The sequence below is a fragment of the Flavobacterium sp. LM5 genome (genome assembly GCF_002017945.1).
GTDB lineage: Bacteria > Bacteroidota > Bacteroidia > Flavobacteriales > Flavobacteriaceae > Flavobacterium > Flavobacterium succinicans.
Genome location: NZ_MUFX01000001.1, coordinates 1,525,919 through 1,550,373 on the forward strand (window position 1 = coordinate 1,525,919; position 24,455 = coordinate 1,550,373).

17 protein-coding genes are annotated in these 24,455 nt (G+C 34.9%); 14 read left to right on the forward strand and 3 right to left on the reverse strand.

Translation table 11 applies throughout. The annotated features are described in order from the left end of the window. Positions 1 to 260: 260 nt before the first annotated feature. From BXU11_RS06475 to BXU11_RS06515, 7 genes are all read left to right on the forward strand, one after another. Positions 261 to 3,275, forward strand: coding sequence for a tetratricopeptide repeat protein (locus tag BXU11_RS06475; protein WP_078211414.1), 3,015 nt, complete (start codon positions 261 to 263; stop codon positions 3,273 to 3,275). A gap of 66 nt (positions 3,276 to 3,341) precedes the next feature. Beyond that, complete coding sequence (locus BXU11_RS06480; RefSeq protein ID WP_078211416.1) at positions 3,342 to 4,205, forward strand: PhzF family phenazine biosynthesis protein; 864 nt, start codon at positions 3,342 to 3,344, stop codon at positions 4,203 to 4,205. Positions 4,206 to 4,328: 123 nt separating this feature from the next. After that, positions 4,329 to 6,077 (forward strand): TonB-dependent receptor, encoded by a 1,749-nt coding sequence (locus BXU11_RS06485; RefSeq protein WP_078211418.1) that lies wholly within the window; start codon positions 4,329 to 4,331, stop codon positions 6,075 to 6,077. A 58-nt stretch (positions 6,078 to 6,135) separates the two neighbouring features. Further along, positions 6,136 to 6,585 (forward strand): hypothetical protein, encoded by a 450-nt coding sequence (locus BXU11_RS06490; RefSeq protein ID WP_024981167.1) that lies wholly within the window; start codon positions 6,136 to 6,138, stop codon positions 6,583 to 6,585. 1,004 nt (positions 6,586 to 7,589) lie between these two features. Next, the gene (locus tag BXU11_RS06505; protein ID WP_078211424.1) at positions 7,590 to 8,585 is read left to right on the forward strand and encodes a hypothetical protein; all 996 of its coding nucleotides are present in this window, start codon (positions 7,590 to 7,592) and stop codon (positions 8,583 to 8,585) included. Between the two features lie 4 nt (positions 8,586 to 8,589). Then, on the forward strand, positions 8,590 to 8,934 hold the full coding sequence (locus BXU11_RS06510) for a hypothetical protein (RefSeq protein WP_024981164.1): 345 nt from the start codon (positions 8,590 to 8,592) through the stop codon (positions 8,932 to 8,934). Positions 8,935 to 8,945: 11 nt separating this feature from the next. Further along, positions 8,946 to 9,296, forward strand: a complete 351-nt coding sequence (locus BXU11_RS06515; RefSeq protein WP_078211426.1) for a hypothetical protein — start codon at positions 8,946 to 8,948, stop codon at positions 9,294 to 9,296. A gap of 56 nt (positions 9,297 to 9,352) precedes the next feature. On the opposite strand, the gene BXU11_RS06520 is transcribed toward BXU11_RS06515, so the two are convergent. Beyond that, entirely contained in the window at positions 9,353 to 9,559 is a 207-nt protein-coding gene (locus BXU11_RS06520) for a hypothetical protein (protein WP_024981162.1), read from the reverse strand. A gap of 193 nt (positions 9,560 to 9,752) precedes the next feature. On the opposite strand from BXU11_RS06520, the gene BXU11_RS06525 reads away from it, so the two are divergent. From BXU11_RS06525 to BXU11_RS06555, 7 genes are all read left to right on the forward strand, one after another. Next, on the forward strand, positions 9,753 to 11,378 hold the full coding sequence (locus BXU11_RS06525; protein ID WP_078212128.1) for an amidohydrolase: 1,626 nt from the start codon (positions 9,753 to 9,755) through the stop codon (positions 11,376 to 11,378). Between the two features lie 421 nt (positions 11,379 to 11,799). Continuing rightward, entirely contained in the window at positions 11,800 to 13,476 is a 1,677-nt protein-coding gene (gene asnB, locus BXU11_RS06530; RefSeq protein WP_024981160.1) for an asparagine synthase B, read from the forward strand. Between the two features lie 185 nt (positions 13,477 to 13,661). Continuing rightward, the gene (gyrB, locus tag BXU11_RS06535) at positions 13,662 to 15,605 is read left to right on the forward strand and encodes a DNA topoisomerase (ATP-hydrolyzing) subunit B (RefSeq protein WP_024981159.1); all 1,944 of its coding nucleotides are present in this window, start codon (positions 13,662 to 13,664) and stop codon (positions 15,603 to 15,605) included. A 55-nt stretch (positions 15,606 to 15,660) separates the two neighbouring features. Continuing rightward, positions 15,661 to 16,596 (forward strand): malate dehydrogenase, encoded by a 936-nt coding sequence (gene mdh, locus BXU11_RS06540; RefSeq protein WP_078211428.1) that lies wholly within the window; start codon positions 15,661 to 15,663, stop codon positions 16,594 to 16,596. Positions 16,597 to 16,823: 227 nt separating this feature from the next. Then, on the forward strand, positions 16,824 to 19,802 hold the full coding sequence (gene secDF, locus BXU11_RS06545; protein WP_078211430.1) for a protein translocase subunit SecDF: 2,979 nt from the start codon (positions 16,824 to 16,826) through the stop codon (positions 19,800 to 19,802). A gap of 299 nt (positions 19,803 to 20,101) precedes the next feature. Beyond that, positions 20,102 to 22,210, forward strand: a complete 2,109-nt coding sequence (locus BXU11_RS06550) for a prolyl oligopeptidase family protein (protein WP_078211432.1) — start codon at positions 20,102 to 20,104, stop codon at positions 22,208 to 22,210. A 75-nt stretch (positions 22,211 to 22,285) separates the two neighbouring features. Then, positions 22,286 to 22,894: an acyloxyacyl hydrolase gene (locus BXU11_RS06555; protein ID WP_078211434.1), complete on the forward strand. Its 609-nt coding sequence runs from the start codon at positions 22,286 to 22,288 to the stop codon at positions 22,892 to 22,894. Between the two features lie 47 nt (positions 22,895 to 22,941). On the opposite strand, the gene BXU11_RS06560 is transcribed toward BXU11_RS06555, so the two are convergent. Beyond that, a complete protein-coding gene (locus tag BXU11_RS06560) occupies positions 22,942 to 23,340 on the reverse strand; it encodes a hypothetical protein (protein WP_024981153.1) in 399 nt (132 codons plus the stop codon). A gap of 649 nt (positions 23,341 to 23,989) precedes the next feature. Next, complete coding sequence (locus tag BXU11_RS06565) at positions 23,990 to 24,388, reverse strand: hypothetical protein (protein ID WP_078211436.1); 399 nt, start codon at positions 24,386 to 24,388, stop codon at positions 23,990 to 23,992. Between the last annotated feature and the right edge of the window lie 67 nt (positions 24,389 to 24,455).

The window sequence follows — 24,455 nt, forward strand, 5'->3', positions numbered from 1 at the left end:
TTAAAAATTGTTTGTAAAAAATCACTATTGTTTCTTTATAGCAATGATCGCAGCGGCATCCTTTTTTGTATAACAGACAGTTTTTTAACTGCCTGTTATACAAAAAAGATATAGCGAAGAGCAGGACGATGTGGCTAAATAAGCCTATTGTTGCCGCTTCAAGAAAATAAGTAAAGGGTTTTGAATGATAATAAAATGTTATAAAGCATCGTTAGTAAGGTGATAATATGATATATTTGAATGATTAAAAAATAAGCAAAATGCGTATATTTTACAGGCTTTTTTTCTTGCCTTTTCTACTTACTTTTTCTATTGTTTCTGCTCAAAAATCAACCCTTTATACTCATGATTTAAAGGATTTTAATACGGCACTTTTGTTGTATAACGATCAGCAATATGCTGCTGCTAAAGTGATTTTTGAACAAGTTGCCAAAAAAACAAATCAGGAAGAAATTTTGGCCGATTGCGCCTATTATGTTGCCAATTGTGCGATTCGCACGCAACAGCCGAATGCGGATCAGTTGGTAGAACATTTCGTGACGAGGTATCCAACGAACATCAAACGCAATCAGGCGTATCTTGAAGTGGCTCATTTTTATTTTGAAAAGAATAATTTCCCGAAAGCTTTGTTTTGGTTTGATAAGGTAGAGGGGAGCCAATTGACACAAAAAGAGCTAGATAAATTCAATTTTCAAAAAGGCTACAGTTATTACAATGCCAGAAAGAAAAAAGAGGCCATAAAATATTTGAATACTGTTGTGAATACGCCAGAATACGGTGCTCAAGCCAAGTATTACTTGGGCTTTATGGCGTATGAAGGCGATGATTACAAAGCGGCAACAAAGTATTTTGATGAGGTTTCAGGTGAAGAAAAATACAAAGAGAAGTTATCGTATTTTCAGGCGGATATGAATTTCAAGTTGGGTAATTTCCAAAAAGCGATTGATTTGGGTTTGAAAGCGATGGCTCAATCGAATGAAATGGAGTTGTCTGAACTGAATAAAATTATTGGAGAAAGTTATTTTAACCTTAAAAATTACGAAAAAGCCATTCCGTATTTATCTGAATACAAAGGGAAAAAAGGCAAGTGGAACAATACCGATTTTTATCAATTGGGCTATGCGTATTATCAGCAAAAACAATATGAAAACGCTATTGCTCAGTTTAATAAAATCATTGACGGAAAAGATTTTGTGGCCCAAAATGCCTATTATCATTTAGGCGAATCGTATTTGGATTTGGGGCAAAAAACACAAGCTTTGCATGCGTTTAAGAATGCCTCTGAGATGGATTTCAATGCAGAGCTTCAAGAAGACGCTAGGTTGAATTATGCCAAATTGAGTTATGAAATTGGAAATTCATACGAAAGTGTGCCTTCTATTTTGATCGCTTTTTTAGAAAAATATCCACGAAATACGAATGCGAGTGAAGTAGAGAAATTGTTGATTGATTCTTATATTTCTTCTAAAAATTACAAAGAAGCCCTCGTTTTATTGGAAAGAAATAAAACGGCAGAGAATAAAATCGTGTATCAAAAAGTGTTGTTTTACAGCGGAATCGAAGCGGTTACGGCTGGAGATTATGCCACAGCAAACAAGCTTTTTTACCGAGCGATCAACGAATCAAAAGATCCTGCAATCACCGCTCGCGCCACGTTTTGGAAAGCTGAATCGGATTTTGTTTTAGAGGATTATGCTGTGGCTTTGGCAGGTTTTAAACAATTTGCCAGTTTATCTAGTGCCACCGCGACACCCGAATTCAAAAACAGTAATTATAATTTAGGCTATGCGAGTTTCAAATTGAAAGAATATGAGCAAGCAGCCACTTATTTTCAAAAGCAAATAGAAGAGAACAAAGAAGATAAAGTGCGTTTGGCAGACGCTTATTTGCGTTTGGCGGATTGTCGATTTGTGGGTTCAAAATATTGGCCCGCGATTGATAATTATGTGAAAGCGATCGAATTGAAAAGCGTAGATTCAGATTATGGCTATTTTCAAAAAGCGCTTTGTTATGGTTTTTTGGCAAAAAATGATAAGAAAATTGCTGAATTGACGGCGTTTTTAGCCCGTTTTACAACTTCGGTTTATCGTGATGATGTTTTGTTTGAACTTGGAAATACTTATGTTGCCGATAAGAAAGAGGAATTGGCACTTAAAACCTACAATCAATTGATTGCCGAATTCCCTGAAGGATCATTTACTTCCAAAGCGTTGTTGCGTCAAGGATTGGTGTATTACAATGATGATAAAAATGATTTGGCCTTGGCCAAGTTCAAAAAGATTGCGGCCGATTTTCCTAAAACTCCAGAGGCTTTAGAGGCGGTGTCTTCCGCGCGTTTGATTTATGTAGATAGCGGCAAAGTCAATGAATATGCGGCTTGGGTGCGAACGCTATCTTTTGTTTCGGTTACCGATGTCGAATTGGAAAACGACAGTTATGAAGCGGCCGAAAAACAATGGCAACAAGGCAATACCAAACAAGCTCTTGCGGGTTGGAATGCGTATCTGACGTCTTTTCCCAACGGGATTCATGCTTTAAAAGCCAATTTTCAAGTAGCGCAAGCGTATTACAATGAAGGCGCCACTGGAAAATCAATACCGCATTATGATTTTGTGGTGGCTCAATCTCGTTCTGAATTTACTGAACAAGCCCTAGTGCGTTTGGCTCAAATTCATTTAAAAGATAAAAGAAGCGAGCTTGCTACAATAGTCTTATTGCGTTTAGAAACCGAATCGGATGTGGCACAAAACAAAATTTTTGCGATGGCCAATTTGATGAAAATGTATTACGAAACGAAGAACTACAGTAAGGCGGTGGTCTATGCCGAAAAAGTTTTAGCCGAGCCAAAAACTGAAGAAATGGTCAAAAGCGATGCTCAAATTATAGTAGCTCGAAGCGCGATTGAAGTGGGAGACGAGGCCAAAGCGAAACTGGGTTATGCTAAATTGTTGCCCATTGCCAAAGGCGAAGTAGCGGCCGAAGCCATTTACTACGATGCGTATTTCAAAAATAAAGAGGGTAAATTTGAAGCTTCGAACGAAGCGGTTCAAAAACTAGCTAAAAATTATTCCAGTTATCGCTATTTGGGCGCCAAAGGGTTGGTGGTGATGGCTAGCAATTTTTATGGTTTGAAAGACAGTTTTCAAGCGACTTACATTCTAGAAAGTGTCATCAATAATTTCACGGATTATAAAGATGTGGTCGCTACGGCACAAGCAGCATTAGAGAAAATTAAAACAGAAGAAGCCAAAACGAATGCTTCCATTACCAAATAAGTTGGATGCAAAATGTAAAAAAGATGGTTTTACATTTTACTTCTAACAAAACACCTTTTACAAATTATGACTTTACCATTTTATATCGTTGATGTTTTTACGGACAAAAAATATGCAGGGAATCAGCTGGCTGTTTTTTTAGATGCAGCAGGCTTGAGTTCAGAACAAATGCAAAAGATTGCTCGCGAAATAAATTTTGCCGAAAGTACTTTTATTACCAAGCTGGATGCTCAAAATAACAGTGCCGAGGTTAAAATTTTTACACCAGCGCATGAAATGCAATTTGCGGGGCATCCTATAATTGGAACTTCTTGGGTTTTGATGCATAAAGTGTTGGAGAATGCGCCTGAAAAGATCAAATTAACGGTTCCGATTGGTCCCATTACAATTCAAAAAACGGATGAATTGCTTTGGTTGAAAGCCGCACAACCCAAATTTTGGGATATTTTTTCGAAAGAGGTATTCCCTTCGTTTAGTAATTTAAAAAAAGAAGATTTTGAAAATCAATTTCCGATTCAAGAAGTCACCACCGGAAGCGCTTTTGTATTGGTGGGATTAAGCAGTAAAAGAGCGTTAGACAACTTGGTTCTTGATAAAGACAAAACCGATGATTGGTTGAAAAAGAATTGTAAAACCGCCCATAGAGCCTTGTATTTTTATTATTTAGAAGGGACAAAATTATTTAGCCGAATGTTGTGCATCGAAAACAATCAATTGATTGAAGATGCTGCCACAGGAAGTGCCAGTACTTGTTTGCAAGCCTTTTTGTTGAAATATCATTTACCAGCTTTTGAAATAATTAATTATCAAGGAGAGGCTATAGGTCGTCCGTCTCAGATTTATTTTAAAGGGAAAGTAACCGATGATCAATTTGATATTCAAATTGGTGGAAAAGCACAGTTTGTTGCCAAAGGCGAGTGGGAAGTTTAATGCCATAGCATCAAAAATTAATTTATTTAGGAAACACAATAAAAATTACGGAGAAAGTGTAGCGTTAGAAATGAAATTTTTCTTTTGCTTTTTTCATTTCTCTGAATAAAAATAAAGTAAAAAATGAAATACCAAAATCGAATCCTCCTTTTCCTGTTGTCGTTTGCGGTGCAGTTTTCCTTCGCCCAAAAAAAGAACGAAACCATTGGAGCAGAAGAAGTAAATGTGGTCAAATCTTTTTCGCCTACCGTTTTGGATGCTTTCAAAATCAAAGAAACGCCGCTTTTGGACGATAAGGGTAACGCCAAGAAAGAAACCGTGAAGTATACGGTTTTGCCTTTTCCAGTTGCCTCAACTTTTACCCCAAGCAAAGGAGTAGCCGCCGACGTCGAAAAAAGCAAAGCCATTAAGTTGTTTGAGAATTATGCTGCTTTCGGAATCGGGAATTATGGAACGCTCAAAGGGGACCTTTTTGTGAATAAAAAATTAAATGCTTCGGATTATGCGGGAGGACGCTTTCAACATCATTCTTCTCAAGGAGGTATTAATGAAGTGTTGCTCGACGACCATTTTTATGACACCAAATTAGATTTGTTTTACGGAACCAACCAATCCGATCTTTCTTGGAAAGCAGAAGCTGGTTTTCAGAGCCAAACCTATAATTGGTATGGGTTGCCTGAGGGATTTGGAAGTACTTTAACAGATGCACAACGCAACGATTTGATTAAAGGCATCAGCTCTGAGCAAAAATACAACACGCTTACACTTGGCGGTACAGTAGACTTTGCGGATAGTATGTTTGGGGAAACTTCGGTAAAGTTTCATCATTTTTCTGATGCTTTTGGTTCGTCTGAAAATCAATTTTGGGCTAAGCCCACTTTTGATATTGAATTGATGAATGCTGCCATTCATACGGATGTGGTGTTGGATTATGTTGGAGGAACTTTCGAGAACAATTACTTTAAAACAAATACCGAAGCGGTGAAATATGGTTTTGTTAATTTTGGAATTGCGCCTAGTTTTGACATGAAAGAAGACGATTGGTCTTTAGAAATTGGGGCGAGTTTGTTTTATAGCTTCAATACGCAAGCCAGTAAAAGCAAATTATATTTTTATCCAAACTTCAAAGCATCCTACAAAGTGGTGGGCGATTTGATGATCTTTTATTTAGGGGCTTATGGAAGTTTAAAACAGAATACTTATATGGATTTTGTGAATGAAAATCCATTTCTTTCTCCCACTTTATTGATTCAGCCTACAGATACTAAGTACAATCTTTTTGCTGGATTAAAAGGTAAATTGGCAAATTCAGTTAGTTATACTGTTAGCGCGTCTTACTTGAACGAAGGCAACAAAGCTTTGTTCAAAGCGAATAATTATACAGAAAACAGTGCGAATGAGCCTTACGCTTTCGGAAATTCATTAGGCATAGTCTATGATGATGTTAAAACGATAAGTCTTTATGGCGAATTAAAAGCCGATTTTTCTAAAAATGTCACTTTCGGAATCAACGCCACCCTAAATACCTATACGACGGATACGCAGGCCGAAGCTTGGAATTTGCCCGCGATGAAAATCAATTCAAGCTTAGAGGTTGTTATTACCGATAAATGGTTTGCGGGCGCCAAAGTCTTTTTCGTAGGCGAGCGAAAAGAGAATCAATTCAACACGGATTTGGTTACCAATTCTAATAGTATTATTTTACCTTCTTATTTTGATGCTAATTTGCATGTAGGCTACCAATACAACGAACGCATTACCGCATTTTTAAGAGCTAACAATATTGCCAACCAAGCCTATCAAAAATGGCTCAATCTTCCCGTTCAAGGATTTCAAATCTTGGCTGGAGCGAGTTATAAATTTGATTTTTAAATTTTTTCATAAAAACTCTGACAGGGTTCATAACCCTGTCAGAGTTGAAGTTTTTCTTATGACATTCAAACAAAAAATACACGCCTACTACCTACAATTAGTACAAGACCGCATCGATGCCTTTCGCGATATGATTACTGCATTGACCGAAGATTCAAAGAATGACGCAAAAGGATCAGCAGGTGACAAGCACGAAACGGCACTTTCTATGATGCATCTTGAGCAAGAAAAATTCAACCACAAACTCCAAGAAGTTTTGGGGCAAAAAGCGGTGTTAGATAAAATTGATACTACCATCGTAGCCGAAACCATCGTTGTAGGCAGTTTGGTTGTAGCCAATGGCATTTACTTGTACCTCAGTTTGGCCTTGCCCAAAATCACAATCGAAGGCACCAACATCATCGCGCTTTCGCCACAATCGCCTTTGGGCAGTAAATTAATGGGCAGCAAAGTAGGTTTCGAATTCGAAATCAACACCACCAAATACACCATTCAAGAAATACATTAAAAACAGTAGTTGGAGTAGGAGCAGGAGGCAAAAGGCTTTCTTAGCAACATCGTCCCGTGATCCGCTATATCTTTACTGCCGAACCCCGGCAGCAAAGGATGCCACTCCTCCCGGGGCTAGTAGGGATTATTTTGGATTTTCGGGAAATATATATTCTATCAATCTGCAAGCCCTATCTTGGGCAAAACCTTCTATCGATAGTTATGGTAAAATGGCGTGAGACTTTTATCGCGTTTACGGATGGCAAAACAATTAAAATGGCGAAGATTCGGAGATGTTCGCAGCCTGTTCGACAATTTTTTTACTCTTCGAAGGGGAGGATAGAGCTGTTCTTTAAAACAACTCTGCACGAATAAAAATGAAATAAAAATAAATAAAATACTACTTTTGCAATTAAATTTATTAATAAAAATATGAAAACCCCTTTTTTAATTATCTTATTGCTTACCTTTTTTTTAAACTCATGTACTAAAGAAGAAGAAGACGCTTCTTCCATTAACGATCGACATTTTATTGATAACAACCTTAAGAAAAAAATATACTCAAATTCTCTGAGATTTTATCTAAAGTGACTTACAATAGAAAGGATGTAAGAGTGTTCCTGAAAAATGAAGCACTGAAACAATTTGATAAAGACTATAACGTTCTTTATTATTTAGTTAGAAATAGTGTAATAAATGGAGACCGTTTTAGAGATATTTTAGTAAGTTTTTCTTCTGAAAAAGATATCGCTGAAATTGAGAAAAATGTTCCTTTAATTAATTATTTTAGTTCCTAGCATTCCTTTTTTTAATATTTCTGCAAATAATTTAGATACTAATGATGCCGAAATACCGGTAGTTGTTTCAAAAGAAAACACAACAGACTTATATTTAAATGGAAAACTAGAAGTAACGCTAGAGAAAGGTGAAGTTCCAGATTTTCATGTTTTTGTTGTAAAAGAAAACGATAGGGTTGACGTTAATTCCATTCATTTTAATTCATTGACAGCTAAAAACAATTCTATGAGCTTAAAAAACACTGTCGAATTTTTATCTCCTAACTTTAATGGATTAAAAAAAGATAATGTAAATACAAATAAGACGAATGTTAATAAAAATGAGTTAAGTAAAATTGTATTTGATTCTTTTTCTTTCTTTAATCAAAATACATCTTATAATGATGTAGCGGCAAACAAAGCTTATCAAAGAGATTATGTTTATTATGGAATAACAAACAAAGATTCTAAAGGTATTCTAAATCAAAATGTAACTGATTATATCGATTATTTAGAGATCAATCCTAATCTCTATTTCAAACTTGCTTTAAATTCAGGCGATAAAGGTAATCCTTCTATTACTAATGAGACAGTAACTCAGACAAAAAGACAATTGAGTACTGAAGAATTAATTGATAGAATGTGGACTAAAGGGGCTTATGAATTTAAATTTGAGATCTTTTCAGAGAACAGTAGTAATAGTTCTTCCATAATTATTCCTGTAAAACCTTCAGATATTTGGAATTTTAATATCACTCATACCAGACAGAACGGAACTGTATTTAGAAGTAGTAAAAACACTTACAAAATAAATCCAGCAAATTTCACAAGTAAAGTTTTTCGTTTAAATGATATGGTTGCTTTTAATAAGTGGGATATATCAAAAGAATCTCTACACCGCTTTATAAATGTATCCGAAGTTAATTTATCAAGTTCTATTACAGAAGAAGTTAATTATACCGTCAGTAAAGTTGCTGAAGGAAAGTTTGAAGGATCAGTAAAATTAGGTGTTGGGTCGAAAACGAGTGCCGAACTTGGAGGAAGTGGTTCTTATAAAGAAGAAACTACACAAGAAAAGAAATTTCTTAGAACATTTAATGTTGGAGATGATGTATTAGCTACTTCTATTAAAGTATATTTTTACAATCCGATTATTAATAATATTAACAACAATGGTGAATGCGACTTGTTTTACTATAGTACTGGTGCTGTTAAATTTTCTATAATTCCAAAAATTCAATAAAATTATGAAAAAAAAAATATTATTTTTCTTTTTATCCGTATTCATTTTTTCATTATATTCTTGTTCTTCAGATGACAATAACAGCGAATCTTATGATTTAAATGTTGTTTTTATTAGTAATAATCCAGATTCCAATGTATACATCAGCGGCACTGGTATTGATGGTAAGTATATTAAAAAAGCACATAAAGAAGTTGTTACTGTGCCTAGATCTAACGAAAAAAAATTTTATGCAAGATGTGAGGATGAAAAAACTTTGTTAACTATAAAAATTTTTAATTCCAAAGGGAAATTAATTCAAGAAAAATCTCAGAACTCAGTGGTAACTATTATACTGCCTAAATTTTGATAAAAAAAATTATGAAAAAAAAAATATTGTTTTTCTTTTTATCCGTATTCATTTTTTCATTATATTCTTGTTCTTCAGATGACAATAACAACGAATATTATGATTTAAATGTTGTTTTTATTAGTAATAATCCGGATTCTAATGTATTAATCAGCGGTACTGGGATCATTGGAGGTAAGTACATTAAAAAAGTACATAAAGAAGTTGTTTCTGTGCCTAGATATAGCGAAAAAATTTTTTATGCAAGCTGTGAGGATGAAAAAACTTTGTTAACTATAAAAATTTTTAATTCCAAAGGAAAATTAATTCAAGAAAAATCTCAGAACTCAGGGGTAGCTATTATTATACTGCCTAAATTTTAAAAAAAATAAGCTGTCAAAAATGACAGCTTATTTTTTTACCAAAAGGGCAATGAAATTTAGTATTGATTCGTTCTCCATTCAGGATATTTATTGTCTAAAAAATTTTGACTGTCTTTAGGTAAATTATAATAAAATTGTTCTCTCCCTTTTAAAATGCCTTTTTCAAATTCTTCTCTTTTTACTTCTTGAATATCTTTAAAAGCATTGATTCCGTAAACAGCTCCAGCAACTGCCACAACAAAGCAAATACCACAGAAGGACATGAGGACTTTTGTATTAGTATCTAAAAAAGAAATTTTAGTCTCCTTTTTTCTAAAACTTCTATTCTCTCGGGAATGGAAAGGTTTTTTAAATTGGATGTGACTTCATTTAAGGCTGTTTTTTAGCAAGCAGACTAAAAGTATTTTAGACTTTACTTTTCCTTATCTTAGCGTGACCAAACCCAATTTCAAAATTATGAAATCATTTTATCTGTTTTTTGTATCCCTATTCCTGTTTTCTTGTACGTCTAACACACAGACAGAAGTGGATACGCTTGTGACCAATGCTAGCATTTATACCGTAAACGCTGCCTTTGAAAAAGCTTCTGCTATTGCCATTAAGGATGGAAAAATTCTAGCCATCGGAAATACGGATTCGCTTCTGAAAAAATATACTTCCAAGATCATTTTAGATTACAAAGGAAAATTTGTTTATCCTGGATTAATAGATGCGCATTGTCATTTTTATGGGTATGGCCTAACGTTACAAGAAGTAGATTTAAGAGGCACGAAAAGCTTCGAAGAAATAATTACGCGCCTTAAAGCGTTTCAAAAAGCAAAAAATCCAACATTTATTGTCGGTAATGGTTGGGACCAAAACGATTGGGCGGTGAAGAAATTTCCAACCAAAACAGCACTCGATGCTGCTTTTCCAAACGTTCCTGTGGTGCTCAACCGCATTGATGGGCACGCTATTGTGGTCAATTCCAAAGTGCTGCAAATGGCTGGAATTACCGCCAAAACAAAAGCGGAAGGCGGACAAATTGAACTTCAAAATGGTGAGCCAACCGGAATTCTGATTGACAATCCTATGGAATTGGTGTTTAAAATCATTCCAAAACCCAGCCGAAAAACACAAATCGCCGCGCTTTTGGATGCCGAAAAAGTAATGTTTGATTATGGCTTGACTACTGTGAACGACGCAGGATTAGACCCTGATATTATTCAGTTGATAGACAGTTTGCAAAAAGCGGGAAAAATGAAAATCAATGTCTATGCTATGATTACGGCGAATCAAAAAAATATGGATTTGTATTTCAAAAAAGGAATCTACAAAACCAATCAACTGAATGTGCGTTCATTCAAAATGTATGGCGATGGCGCTTTGGGGTCCAGAGGCGCTTGTATGCACAAACCGTATTCGGATAGTCCTAAACAATTTGGAGCTTTGTTGTCTCCAGTGCCTCAATTGAAAGCAGTAGCTCAACAAATTGCCAATTCGCCTTTTCAGCTCAATACGCACGCCATCGGAGATTCGGCCAATACTGTTTTGCTTAAAATCTACAAAGAAGTTTTGACAGGTAAAAAAGACCGTCGCTGGAAAATTGAACACGCACAAGTAATTCAGGAATCCGATTTTGATTATTTCAAACTCGGAATCATTCCTTCCGTTCAACCCACACACGCCACTTCGGATATGTATTGGGCAGGTGATCGTTTGGGGAAAGACCGTTTGAAAAATGCCTATGCGAATAAAAAGCTACTTCAAAAAGCAGGTACAATAGCCCTAGGAACTGATTTTCCTGTGGAAGAAGTCAATCCAATGCTTACGTTTCACGCTGCAGTAGCACGTCAAGATGTAAAAGGATTTCCTAAAAATGGTTTCCAAATCGAAAATGCTTTGTCTCGCGAAGAAACCTTAAAAGGAATGACGCTTTGGGCCGCCTATTCTAATTTCGAAGAAAACGAAAAAGGAAGTTTGGAAGTCGGTAAGTGGGCGGATTTTGTGGTTTTTGATGCCGATTTGATGCAAGTCGAAGCTGGTCAGATTGTTAAGATGAAGCCTTCAAGTACTTATATCAAAGGATCAAAGCAAAAATAATCGTGATTATAGCAATAACTTATTTTTAATAGTCCATTTTGTCAGTTCGAGGTTTGATTTTAATTCTAAAAAAGCAATATTAAATGACATTTGCATTGTCAGGTTGAGCGCAGTCGAAACCCTTCTTAAACAAAAACGTCAATGGTAGCTCACTCGAGAACCCTTGTAATATCTCGACTGCGCTCGATATGACAAAAATAGGATTGGCTATAATGAAATAGTGTTTGGAATTAGATAGCGTTCTCGATTTACAGATTTTAAGCGTTTCTTCTAATTGGTTCTGTTTTGTATTTCATATTTTACTTAAAAATCCATTTTTGGTTATAATTTATAACTAAAAGTGGATTTTGAGTTTTCTATTTGTATCTGTTGTGTCATCTTTGCTTCATCAAATTAAATAATCAGATTAAAAAATATAGCTATGTGCGGAATTGTATGTGCCTTTGACTTAAAACAGAAATCAGAAACCCTAAGACCTCAAGTTTTAGAAATGTCTAAAATTATCCGCCACCGTGGACCAGATTGGAGTGGCATCTTTAGTAATGAAAAAGCGATTTTGTCTCACGAACGTTTGGCCATTGTAGATCCAGCTTCAGGGAAACAACCATTGTTAAGCGAAGATGGCAATTTGATTTTGGCTGCCAATGGCGAAATTTATAACCACCGCGATTTACGCAAACAGTTTGATGGTAAATATCAATTTAAGACCGAAAGTGATTGCGAAGTAATTTTGGCTTTATACAAAGAAAAAGGAGTTGATTTTATTGACGAAATGAATGGAATCTTCGGATTTGCTATTTATGATGTTGAAAAAGACGAGTACTTTGTAGCTCGTGATCATATGGGAATTATTCCTTTATATATAGGATGGGATCAACACGGCACTTTTTATGTAGCTTCTGAATTGAAAGCATTAGAAGGCTATTGTACAAAAATAGAGTTGTTTCCTCCAGGACATTATTTGTCCAGTAAAGATGGTGAGTTTGTACAATGGTACAAAAGAGATTGGACAGACTATGAAGCGGTAAAAGACAATGAAACTAGTATTCCAGCGATTAAAGAAGCTTTAGAAGCTGCGGTTCACAGACAATTAATGAGTGATGTGCCTTATGGAGTGTTGCTTTCAGGAGGTTTGGATTCGTCAATTACATCGGCGGTAGCCAAAAAATACGCTCAAAAACGTATTGAGTCAGACGATCAAGTAGATGCTTGGTATCCACAATTGCACTCGTTTTCTGTTGGTTTAGAAGGTTCGCCAGATTTAGCTGCTGCTCAAAAAGTGGCAGAACATATTGGAACGATTCATCACGAAATTAAATTTACCATTCAAGAAGGATTGGATGCTGTTCGTGATGTGATTTACAACCTAGAAACGTATGATGTTACTACTGTAAGAGCTTCAACTCCTATGTGGTTGATGGCAAGGGTGATTAAATCAATGGGAATTAAAATGGTGTTGTCTGGTGAAGGTGCCGATGAGTTATTTGGAGGCTATTTGTATTTCCATAAAGCGCCGAATGCAAGAGAATTTCACGAAGAGAACGTTCGTAAATTAGGGAAACTTCATATGTACGATTGTTTGAGAGCGAATAAAAGTTTGGCTGCTTGGGGAATTGAAGGACGTGTACCATTTTTAGACAAAGAGTTTATGGATGTGGCGATGCGCATTAATCCTCAAGATAAAATGATCAATAAAGAACACCCAATGGAGAAATGGGTAGTTCGTAAAGCTTTTGAAGACATGTTGCCTGAAAGTGTAGCTTGGAGACAGAAAGAACAATTTAGTGATGGTGTGGGATACAGTTGGATTGATACTTTGAAAGCAGTTGTTGCTGAAGAAGTAACTGACGAACAATTGGCTAATGCTAAATATAAATTCCCTTTGCAAACACCAACTTCAAAAGAGGAGTATTACTACCGTTCTATTTTTGCAGAACATTTCCCAAGTGATGCAGCGGCTTTGTGTGTTCCTCAAGAAGCTAGTGTGGCTTGTAGTACCAAAATCGCCTTAGAATGGGATGAAGCTTTTAAAAACATGAACGATCCATCAGGTAGAGCCGTGGCCAATGTGCACGATGATGCTTATGTAAAAGCATAAATTTTGAATTAGTTATTCAGGTTTAAATGTGGAAAACGCGTCCTTTTTAAGGCGCGTTTTTTGTTTTGGGATATAAACCATAAATGTTGATAACTTGGACGCTTAAAAAGCCATTTTTGAACTAAAATCCTTTCTGCTTTTGTATATTTGCGTGTTATAGAAAATATATTTTAGAATAAACACATATGAGCGAAGAAATCAATAAGAACAATTATTCAGCAGATAGTATTCAGGCATTGGAAGGAATGGAGCACGTAAGAATGCGTCCATCGATGTATATTGGAGATGTAGGTGTCCGTGGTTTGCATCATTTAGTGTATGAAGTGGTAGATAACTCTATAGATGAGGCGATGGGTGGGCATTGCGACACTATTAGCGTTGCAATAAATGAAGATGGTTCTATTACAGTTGAAGACAACGGTCGAGGAATTCCAGTAGGGATTCATAAAAAAGAAGGCGTTTCAGCACTTGAGGTAGTAATGACCAAAATTGGAGCTGGAGGTAAATTTGATAAAGATTCTTATAAAGTATCTGGAGGTCTTCACGGTGTTGGGGTATCTTGTGTGAATGCTTTATCTTCTCATTTAAGAGCAACCGTTCATAGTAGCGATGGTAAAGTATATGAGCAAGAATACGAAAGAGGAAAAGCTTTATATCCAGTAAAACAAATTGGAGATACCACTAAAAGAGGTACTATTGTAACTTTCTATCCTGACCCAACTATTTTTACGCAAACTACAGAGTATTCATATGATACACTTTCTGCACGTATGCGTGAATTGTCTTTTTTGAATAAAGGGATTTCAATCACATTTACAGATAAAAGAGAAGTTGATAAAGATGGTAATTTCTTAGGAGAAGTATTTCATTCTACCGAAGGATTAAAGGAATACATTCGCTATTTGGATGGAAACCGTGAGCCGATTATTGGACACGTAATCTCAATGGATCACGAAAAAGGAGAAATTCCTGTTGAAGTAGCTTTGATATACAACACAAGTTATTCTGAAAACATATTTTCGTATGTAAATAATATCAATACACACGAAGGAGGAACGCATTTGCAAGGTTTTAGAAGTGGTTTGACAAGAACGCTTAAAAAGTATGCTGATGCTTCTGGAATGCTTGATAAATTAAAGTTCGAAATTACTGGAGATGATTTCCGTGAAGGGTTAACTGCGATTATTTCTGTAAAAGTTGCAGAGCCACAATTTGAAGGACAAACAAAAACCAAATTAGGAAATAGAGAAGTAGTTTCTCCTGTAAGTCAAGCGGTAGGAGAAATGCTAGAGAATTATTTGGAAGAGAATCCAAATGATGCTAGAATCATTATCCAAAAAGTAATTTTAGCGGCTCAAGCGCGACACGCAGCTAAGAAAGCTCGTGAAATGGTACAACGTAAAACCGTTATGGGCGGTGGAGGTTTACCTGGTAAATTATCCGATTGTTCAGAACAAGATCCGGCAAGATGTGAAGTGTATCTTGTCGAGGGAGATTCGGCTGGTGGAACAGCAAAACAAGGACGTGATCGTGCGTTTCAAGCTATTTTGCCTTTGAGAGGTAAGATTTTGAACGTGGAGAAAGCCATGCATCACAAAGTTTTTGAAAACGAAGAGATTCGAAATATATTTACAGCACTTGGTGTAACTGTAGGAACAGAAGAAGATAGTAAAGCGCTTAATATTTCTAAACTACGTTATCATAAAGTAATTATTATGTGTGATGCCGATGTTGATGGTAGTCATATTTCTACGTTGATTTTGACCTTCTTTTTCCGTTTTATGAAAGAATTAATTGAAGAAGGACACGTGTATATCGCAGCGCCACCTTTGTATTTGGTTAAAAAAGGAAATAAAAAAGAATACGCTTGGAATGATGTTCAGCGTGATCAAGCCAATGAAAGGATGGGTGGTAGTGCAGCAATTCAACGTTATAAAGGTCTTGGAGAAATGAATGCGGAACAGTTGTGGGAAACGACTATGGATCCGAATTTCAGGACTTTACGACAAGTAAATATTGATAGTTTGGTAGAGGCAGATCGTGTTTTCTCAATGTTAATGGGAGATGAAGTTCCACCAAGAAGAGAATTTATTGAAAAAAATGCTGTATATGCCAATATAGATGCGTAAATTAGGGGATTGATTATAAGGATCAATTTTTATACATAAATAAAACAAAATTAAAATGAAAGTTACCATTGTAGGAGCAGGAAATGTGGGAGCAACCTGCGCAGATGTAATTGCTTACAGAGGAATTGCAAGTGAAGTAGTATTATTAGACATTAGAGAAGGTTTTGCTGAAGGTAAAGCTATGGATATTTCTCAATGTGCTACTAATACAGGATTTAATACCAAAGTTTCAGGTAGTACTAATGATTATTCTAAAACAGCGAACAGTGATGTAGTAGTGATTACTTCAGGTATTCCTAGAAAACCAGGGATGACACGTGAAGAATTAATCGGGATCAATGCTGGAATCGTAAAAACGGTTGCTGATAATATTCTAGCACATTCACCAAATGCAATTGTAGTAGTAGTGTCTAATCCAATGGATACAATGACCTATTTAGCGTTGAAAGCAACAGGTTTGCCAAAAAACAGAATCATCGGAATGGGTGGAGCTTTAGATAGTTCACGTTTTAGATATTTCTTGTCAAAAGCACTAGATGTGCCAGCTAACGACGTATCTGCTATGGTTATTGGAGGACACGGAGATACAACTATGATTCCTTTGACTCGTTTGGCGTCTTATAATGGTATTCCAGTTTCTCAGTTTGCTTCTCAAGAAGTTTTAGATAAAGTAGCGGCAGATACAATGGTTGGAGGAGCTACTTTAACCGGTTTATTAGGTACATCAGCTTGGTATGCACCAGGTGCTTCAGTAGCTTACCTTGTAGATAGTATTTTGAATGATCAAAAGAAAATGATTGCTTGTTCTGTTTTCTTAGAAGGAGAGTATGGTCAAAGCGATATTTGTATTGGTGTTCCATGTATTATTGGTAAAAATGGAGTAGAGCAAATACTTGATATTAACTTAAATGAAGCTGAAAAAGCGGCATTTGCCAAAAGTGCAGACGCTGTAAGAGCAATGAATGCTGATTTGAAAGCTGTATTGGTATAGCCATTTTTATATCTCAAAAAAAAGACTGCACTTTTGCAGTTTTTTTTTTGAGATTAATGGGCAAAAAAATTGGTTTATCATTCCGTTAATGATATATTTGCTCGGTTTAAAAAAAATGATATAATGCACGATTGATTTTTTTGTTTTAAAAAAAACGAGGTCACCGCTTATTTTATTGAGGTTTAGAACAAAAAGAGTATTAAAAAAATAATTAATTTTTAGTAGTAATGCAGAATAAAGGACTAATTAAATTTTTCGCAATTCTATTTGCATTGGTAAGTATTTACCAACTTTCATTCACATTTGTTTCTGATAAGATTCAAAGTGATGCAAAATCATTTGCTGGTGGAAACACTGACAAAGAAGTAAAATATTTAGATTCCATTGGGAAAGAAAAAGTATTCAACCTTGGTTTTACTGATTTTACCTATAATGAGGTTAAAGACAAACAAATTAATAAAGGTCTTGACTTAGAAGGTGGAATTAATGTTATTCTTCAAATTTCAGTTAAGGATATCTTGAAAGGTTTGTCTAATAATTCTAAAAACCCAGTTTTTAATAAGTCATTAGCGGATGCAACTGCAAATCAAAAAGGGAATCAAACCTATTTGGATGCCTTTTTTGAGGCTTTTGAAGCCAATGCAAACGGTACTACAAAATTAGCGTCTCCTGAAATTTTTGCAAACAGAAGCTTGCAAGGTGAGGGTGGTGTTGATTTTCAAATGACAGATGCGCAAGTACAAAAAGTAATCAAAAGAAAAGTTAATGAATCTGTTGAGAGTGCTTTTGGTGTTTTAAGAGAGCGTATCGATAAATTTGGCGTTACACAACCAAACATCCAAAAATTAGGTGAGTCTGGAAGAATTCTTGTTGAATTACCTGGTGCTAAAGATGTAGATAGAATCAAAAGATTATTGCAAGGTAAAGCAGAATTACAATTCTGGGAAACCTATAAAATTGAAGAAATTGGTAATTTCTTAGTAGCTGCTAATGATGTTTTGAAGAAAACGGAAGTGGCAAAAGTTGAAACTAAAAAAATAGCTAAAGATACATTAAGTGCTTTATTGGCTGACGAAAAAGATTCAACTGCTACAAAAGCAGGTAAAAATCCTTTGTTTGATAAAATTATTGCTCAAGGTGGAGGGCCTGTTTTAGGAATGTTTTCTCCAAAAGACACGGCTGTTGTTAATGGGTATTTAAAAAGAGCTGACATAAAAGTATTATTGTCTGGAGACCAGCGTTATGCTAAATTTGTTTGGGGAAAACCTACTTCAATTGCTGATGCAAAAGCTAAAGACAAAAAAATCGATGCGGTTGAATTGTATGCCTTAAAAGGAAATAGAAATGATGCTCCTTCAATGGCTGGTGGTGTAGTTACGGATGCAATGGATACCTTTGATCAAATGGGTAAACCTGCAGTATCTATGCAAATGAACTCAAAAGGAGCCAAAGAATGGGAAGAATTAACGGGAAGAGCTTATACTACTAAAGGATATATTGCTATCGTTTTAGATAATGTGGTGTATTCTGCACCTGGAGTATCTTCAGGACCAATTTCTGGTGGTAGATCTGAGATTTCTGGAAATTTTGATATTACAGAAACTAAAGATTTAGCCAACGTTTTAAGAGCAGGTAAATTACCAGCTTCAGCTGATATTGTTCAATCAGAAGTAGTAGGGCCATCTTTAGGTCAAGAAGCTATTGATAATGGAACAATGTCTGCAATAGTTGGGCTTTTATTAGTTTCGCTTTGGATGATGGTATATTATGGTAAGGCAGGTTGGTATGCAAATATCGCATTGGCGGTTAACTTGTTGTTCTTGTTCGGAATTTTAGCAAGTTTAGGTGCGGTGTTGACCTTGCCTGGTATTGCGGGTATCGTTTTAACAATGGGTACAGCAGTGGATGCGAACATCATTATTTACGAAAGAGCGAAAGAAGAATTACGTTTAGGTAAAACATTGAATGAAGCTGTTATTGCTTCTTACAGTTGGAAAGGTGCTATGCGTTCTATTGTAGATGCTAACGTAACCCATATTCTTACTGGTGCTGTATTGTTTATTTTTGGATCAGGACCAATCAAAGGATTTGCTACTACCTTATTAATTGGTATCGTAACTTCATTGTTTACTTCTATTTTTATTGCTAGAATTTTTATTGATAGAAATATTGCAGGTAAAAATGACTTGTCATTCGTTACTAACTTCTCTAAAAATTTCTTTACTAATTTCCACTTTAATTTCTTAGGAATTAAAAAATGGTCTTATGCATTCTCAGCTATTGTAACTGTGGTATCTATTATTTCTATAGCTACAAATGGTTTTGATCAAGGGGTTGATTTCGTTGGAGGAAGAACATTCCAAGTGCGTTTTGAGAAACCTGTAAAAGCTGAGGAAATTAAAGAAGAATTGACTAAGGTTTTTGGAAGTGCTGAGGCTAAAATATTTGGTAAAGACAATCAATTGAAGATTACTACTAAATATAAGGTTGAAGAAAACGGCAGTGAAGCTGACGAGGAAGTAAATAAAATTTTATATGAAACCTTAAAAAAGCATTATTCTGCAGATGTTACTTATGATAAATTTGTAAATGCTTACGACGGTAAAGTTGTAGGGGTGGTTTCGGCTTCAAAAGTTGGACCTACAGTAGCAGAAGATATTAAAACAAATTCATACTGGGCAGTTTTAGGAGCTATGCTTATTGTTGGTTTGTATTTGGTAATCAGTTTCAGAAAATGGCAATATAGTTTAGGAGCTATTGCTGCGGTAGCGCATGACGTTATCTTTGTATTAGGAATCTATTCTTTATGCTACAAATTCATGCCATTCGGTATGGAAATTGACCAACACTTTATTGCGGCAATCTTAACAGTTATTGGTTATTCAATGAATGATACTGTAATTGTATTTGACAGAGTACGTGAATTCTTAGATGGTAAAACGAAAGGTAATTTTGCTGAAATCGTAAATAATTCTATTAACTCTACTATGTCAAGAACGATTAATACGTCATTAACGATGATTGTGGTATTGTTAATCATGTTCATCTTTGGTGGAGAGTCTATTAGAGGATTTATCTTCGCTATGTTGATTGGTATTGTAGTAGGAACATATTCTTCATTATTTATTGCTACTCCAGTATTAGTAGATTCTATCTCTATTGCTGATAAAAAATTAATTGAAGAAAGACATAACGAGAACAATTAAGTTATAGTCTGTTGATAACAAAGGGCGCATTGTATGATGCGCCCTTTTTTTGTTTACTCATTAGGTTTGTAGTTGTGTTAACTAAAATAGGAATTGTTGATCAGTTGCGTGAGGGATGGCAGTGGAGCTCTCCCGATTTTTCATCGGGAAGCGGGAACGTACAGCCCGACCTGGAATTTTTATGGAGGGGCACGCCCAAAAATAACTTTTGTTTTATATTTAGTTTGAGGGTAATTTATTAGATTTGTTTTGAAGTATTTTTATAAAATTGTGTTCCATTTTAAATTAATCTCACATATATGAAAAAAGTAATTTTAAGTACTATGATTGTTTCTTCTTCTTTGCTTTCGTATGGGCAATCCGCGATAAAGTATCCTGCCACTAAAAAGACTGACAAAGTAGATCTTTATTTTGGTAATTCTATTCCAGACCCTTTTAGATGGTTAGAAGATGACCGTTCAGCCGAAACTGCTGATTGGGTAAAAGAACAAAACAAAGTGACCTTCGATTATCTAGCTGCAATTCCGTTTAGAAATACGATAAAAGCACGTATGGAAAAACTTTGGAATTATGAAAAAGTTTCAGCTCCTTTCAAAGAAGGAGATTATACGTATTATTATAAAAATAATGGATTGCAAAACCAATCAGTATTGTATAGAAAAGATGCTAAAGGTACTGAAGAGTTGTTTTTAGATCCCAATACTTTTTCTAAAGACGCTACAACTTCATTGGATGGTGTGAGTTTTTCTAAAGATGGTTCTTTAGTGGCTTATTCCATCTCAGAAGCGGGAAGTGATTGGAGGAAAGTTATTTTTATTGATGCTAAAACGAAGCAGAGTATAGGTGAACCTTTAGTGGATGTAAAGTTTAGTGGTTTGTCTTGGAAAGGGAATGAAGGAATTTTTTATTCTAGTTACGAAAAACCAAAAGGAAGTGAACTTTCTGCAAAAACAGACCAACACCGTTTATTTTTTCATAAGCTTGGAACTAAACAAGCAGAAGACGCTATTCTATTTGGAGATCAAGAAAAACGCAGATATGTTGGTGGCTATGTATCGGATGATAATCGTTATTTGTTTATTTCTGCCGCTAATTCTACCTCAGGGAATGAATTGTACTTTAAAGATTTATCTGTTGCAAATAGCCCTATTGTTGCTATTCATAAAGGATTTGAATTTGATGTTGACGTATTGGATAATGAAGGAAGTACATTGTTTATTGTTACCAATTTAAAAGCGCCTAACAAAAGAATTGTTACTGTAGATGTTGCAAACCCAGGTGTTGAAAACTGGAAAGATTTGATTCCAGAAACCGAGCAAGTATTAAATCCATCGACTGGTGCTGGATATATTTTTGCTAATTATATGAAAGACGCTGTGTCTGTTGTGAAACAATTTGATTATAAAGGAAAACTAATTCGTACTATTGCCTTGCCAGGTGTTGGTACAGCTTCAGGTTTTGGAGGAAAAGCCAAAGATAAAGAGTTGTATTTTTCATTTACCAACTACGTTACACCAGGAACCACTTATACCTTCTTTCCAGAAAGTGGTAAGTCGTCTGTTTATGTTAAGCCTAAAGTTGATTTTGTTTCTGAAAATTATGAGTCTAAACAAGTATTTTTTACTTCAAAAGACGGAACAAAAGTTCCGATGATTATTACCCATAAGAAAGGATTGCAATTAAACGGAAAGAATCCAGCTATTTTGTATGGTTATGGTGGATTTAATGTGAGTTTAACACCAAGTTTTAGCATTGCCAATGCGGTTTGGTTAGAAATGGGCGGAATTTATGCAGTAGCCAATATGCGTGGAGGCGGAGAATATGGAAAAAAATGGCACGACGCCGGAACCAAAATGCAAAAACAAAATGTATTTGATGATTTTATTGCAGCAGGGGAATATTTAATCGTTCAAAAGTATACTTCATCCGATTTCTTAGCAATTCGTGGTGGTTCTAACGGTGGTTTATTGGTTGGAGCTGTAATGACACAAAGACCCGACTTGATGAAGGTTGCACTTCCTGCGGTTGGTGTTTTGGATATGTTGCGTTATCATACATTTACTGCTGGTGCAGGTTGGGCGTACGACTATGGCACAGCTGAAGATTCTAAAGAAATGTTTGCCTATTTAAAAGGCTATTCGCCAGTGCATAATGTAAAATCAGGAGTAAAATATCCTGCTACATTAGTAACCACTGGAGATCATGATGATCGTGTAGTTCCGGCGCACAGTTTTAAATTTGCTGCTGAATTACAAGAAAAACAAACAGGCAGTAACCCCGTTTTGATTCGTATTGAGACCAATGCGGGACATGGCGCTGGAAAACCAGTGTCTAAGACAATTGAAGAAGCTGCCGATATTCAGGCGTTTACTTTGTTCAATATGGGATTTAAATCCATTCCTAAATAATACAAATTTTTAGTTTACTTTTGAAAGCATTCCTAGAGTCATAGGAATGCTTTTTTATTTAACTCAATTAAGTGCATGCGATTATTTATTTCTTTTTTATTTCTCCTTTGTAGTAATCTTATATGGTGTCAATCGAGTAATGATAGTTGGAAATTAGGTTTTTCTTATGGAACAGGAAATGCTTTTAAAAACACCGATTATACGTATACCAATTCCAGTTATAAAGTGTTGTTTTATAAAAAATGGGGGACTTACAAGGGAATTGATTTTTCTTTTTTCTTTGGCCCAGAATACAATCACGCTTCTCATCAATTGCTGAATTTTTATTTTGTAAAACCTGAAACGCCAAATTATGAAGCCAAACGAGACGCTTTTATGCAATTAAAAACCATTAACGAAGGTGTTTTGTATTTAGGAATGATGGTTCAAAAAAAGATCAGTAAACGAAGTGCTATTTACGTTTTAGGAAGCATAAGTCCTATGCTTACGGATACCGAGACCGAACGCTTGTCTAAAGGTTTTGCTTTTTGTGATATTCTAGCGCTTGGGTATACTCTAGAGTTAAAGCATTTTATTATTGATGTTCGGCCCAGTTATAGGCATGTTTCTAATGCAGGATTAAAGCAATCGAATGCAGGTTTTAATACTAAAAATATTGAGTTTGGAGTTGTAGTTCCATTATAAACAAAAAGCCGACTTTTGGAGTCGGCTCTTATTTTGTTGTTTGTGTTTTATTTGTTGATTGTAGCTACAATTTTTTGTGCATTGTTTTTAAAAACTTCAGCGATAGCTTTTCTGTTGACTACTAATTCTTTTTTATCAATAGCGATTTCATGCTTTACTGATTTTAGTTTGTTTTCAACTACTAAATAGTATTTTCCTTGTGGAAATTCTTCTAGATTGTAGTTTTTTATGATTCCATTTTTTCCTGATGCTTTTTCAGTAAACAATAGATTGTTTTCTTGATCATAAATTGAAATTATAACATTTTGTTGGCCATTAAGAGAAAAACTAATTTCGTTTCCAGTTCTTTTTTTTACATTCAGTAAAAAATCTCCTTCAATTGCGTAAGTGTTTAAACTTGCTAGGGCAAATACTGCTACTAAACCTAATTTTGAGAATGTTTTCATAATGTTTGTTTTAAGTTGTTAGTTAGAATTTCTGGTGCTAAATTACTTGAACATGTTTTATTCAAACACAACAGGATTTTCTAATTTAGTTGTTATTTTAACCTTTCGAAAACGTAGTTGTGTTGTTTTTGGTAATTTAGCATATGTTTTAGTTAATATAGTATAGGTTCTAGATATGAAATGTGTATTGAAAAATGATTTTTATTGTTTTTTTTCATCATCTAAAGAATTTTTGTAACGTATAAAAATTGAAAAATTGGCTTTTTTTATGATAATAATATAATTTTAGTTTTTAATCTGTTTTTGTATAAATAAATGCTTTGATTTTTTCGAATTTGTTAGTGTAGCAGTAGCGGAGAACATAGTGTGTTTGCAAAACAGATGAAATGGGTGAAACTAATTAGTGGTGTTAAGAAGTTTCAAAAGTATATGGTTATTCGAAAAATCCTAATGAATAGTTGGTGAGCTAATCTTTTACTATATTCTGAAACGAGTTGTAAATGTTATTTTTTGTTTTATTCTGTAAAAAGAACAGTATTGAAGGGTATCAGCAAGTCTTTTTATGGTAAAGTAAAAGGAATGCTCAATACTAAAAAAAAAGAAGACCGCTTAGGATGGTCTTCTTAGTGTGAAAATGGATAATACAAATTTATTGCACTGTAAATAATTTTTTTTTGTCTACTTTGTTTAGGTATACTTCTACGATTGGATTTTTACTCAATTGTGAACTGGATTGAGTAATGGTTATTTTGTGCTTTACCGATTTAAGATCACTAGATACAATTAAATAATATTGGCCTTCTGGAAATTCATCAAGATTATAGGTTTTTGTAATTCCTTTTTCGCCAATAGCCTGTTCTGAGAATAATTCTTTGTTAGCGGCATCAACAATGGAAATCTTTATTTTTTGTTTACCATTTAATATAAAATGAATTTCATTTCCCTGTCTTTTTTTGACAGTAAGAATAAAATCGCCTTCAATGGCGTACGTTTTAATACTGAAGGCGAATAAAAATACAGCGAATAAAAAAGTTGAGATAGATTTCATGCTATTTGGTTTTAGTTTGGTTGTTATTTGTCTTACAAAATTAATTTTATTAGTTCCTGATATCACA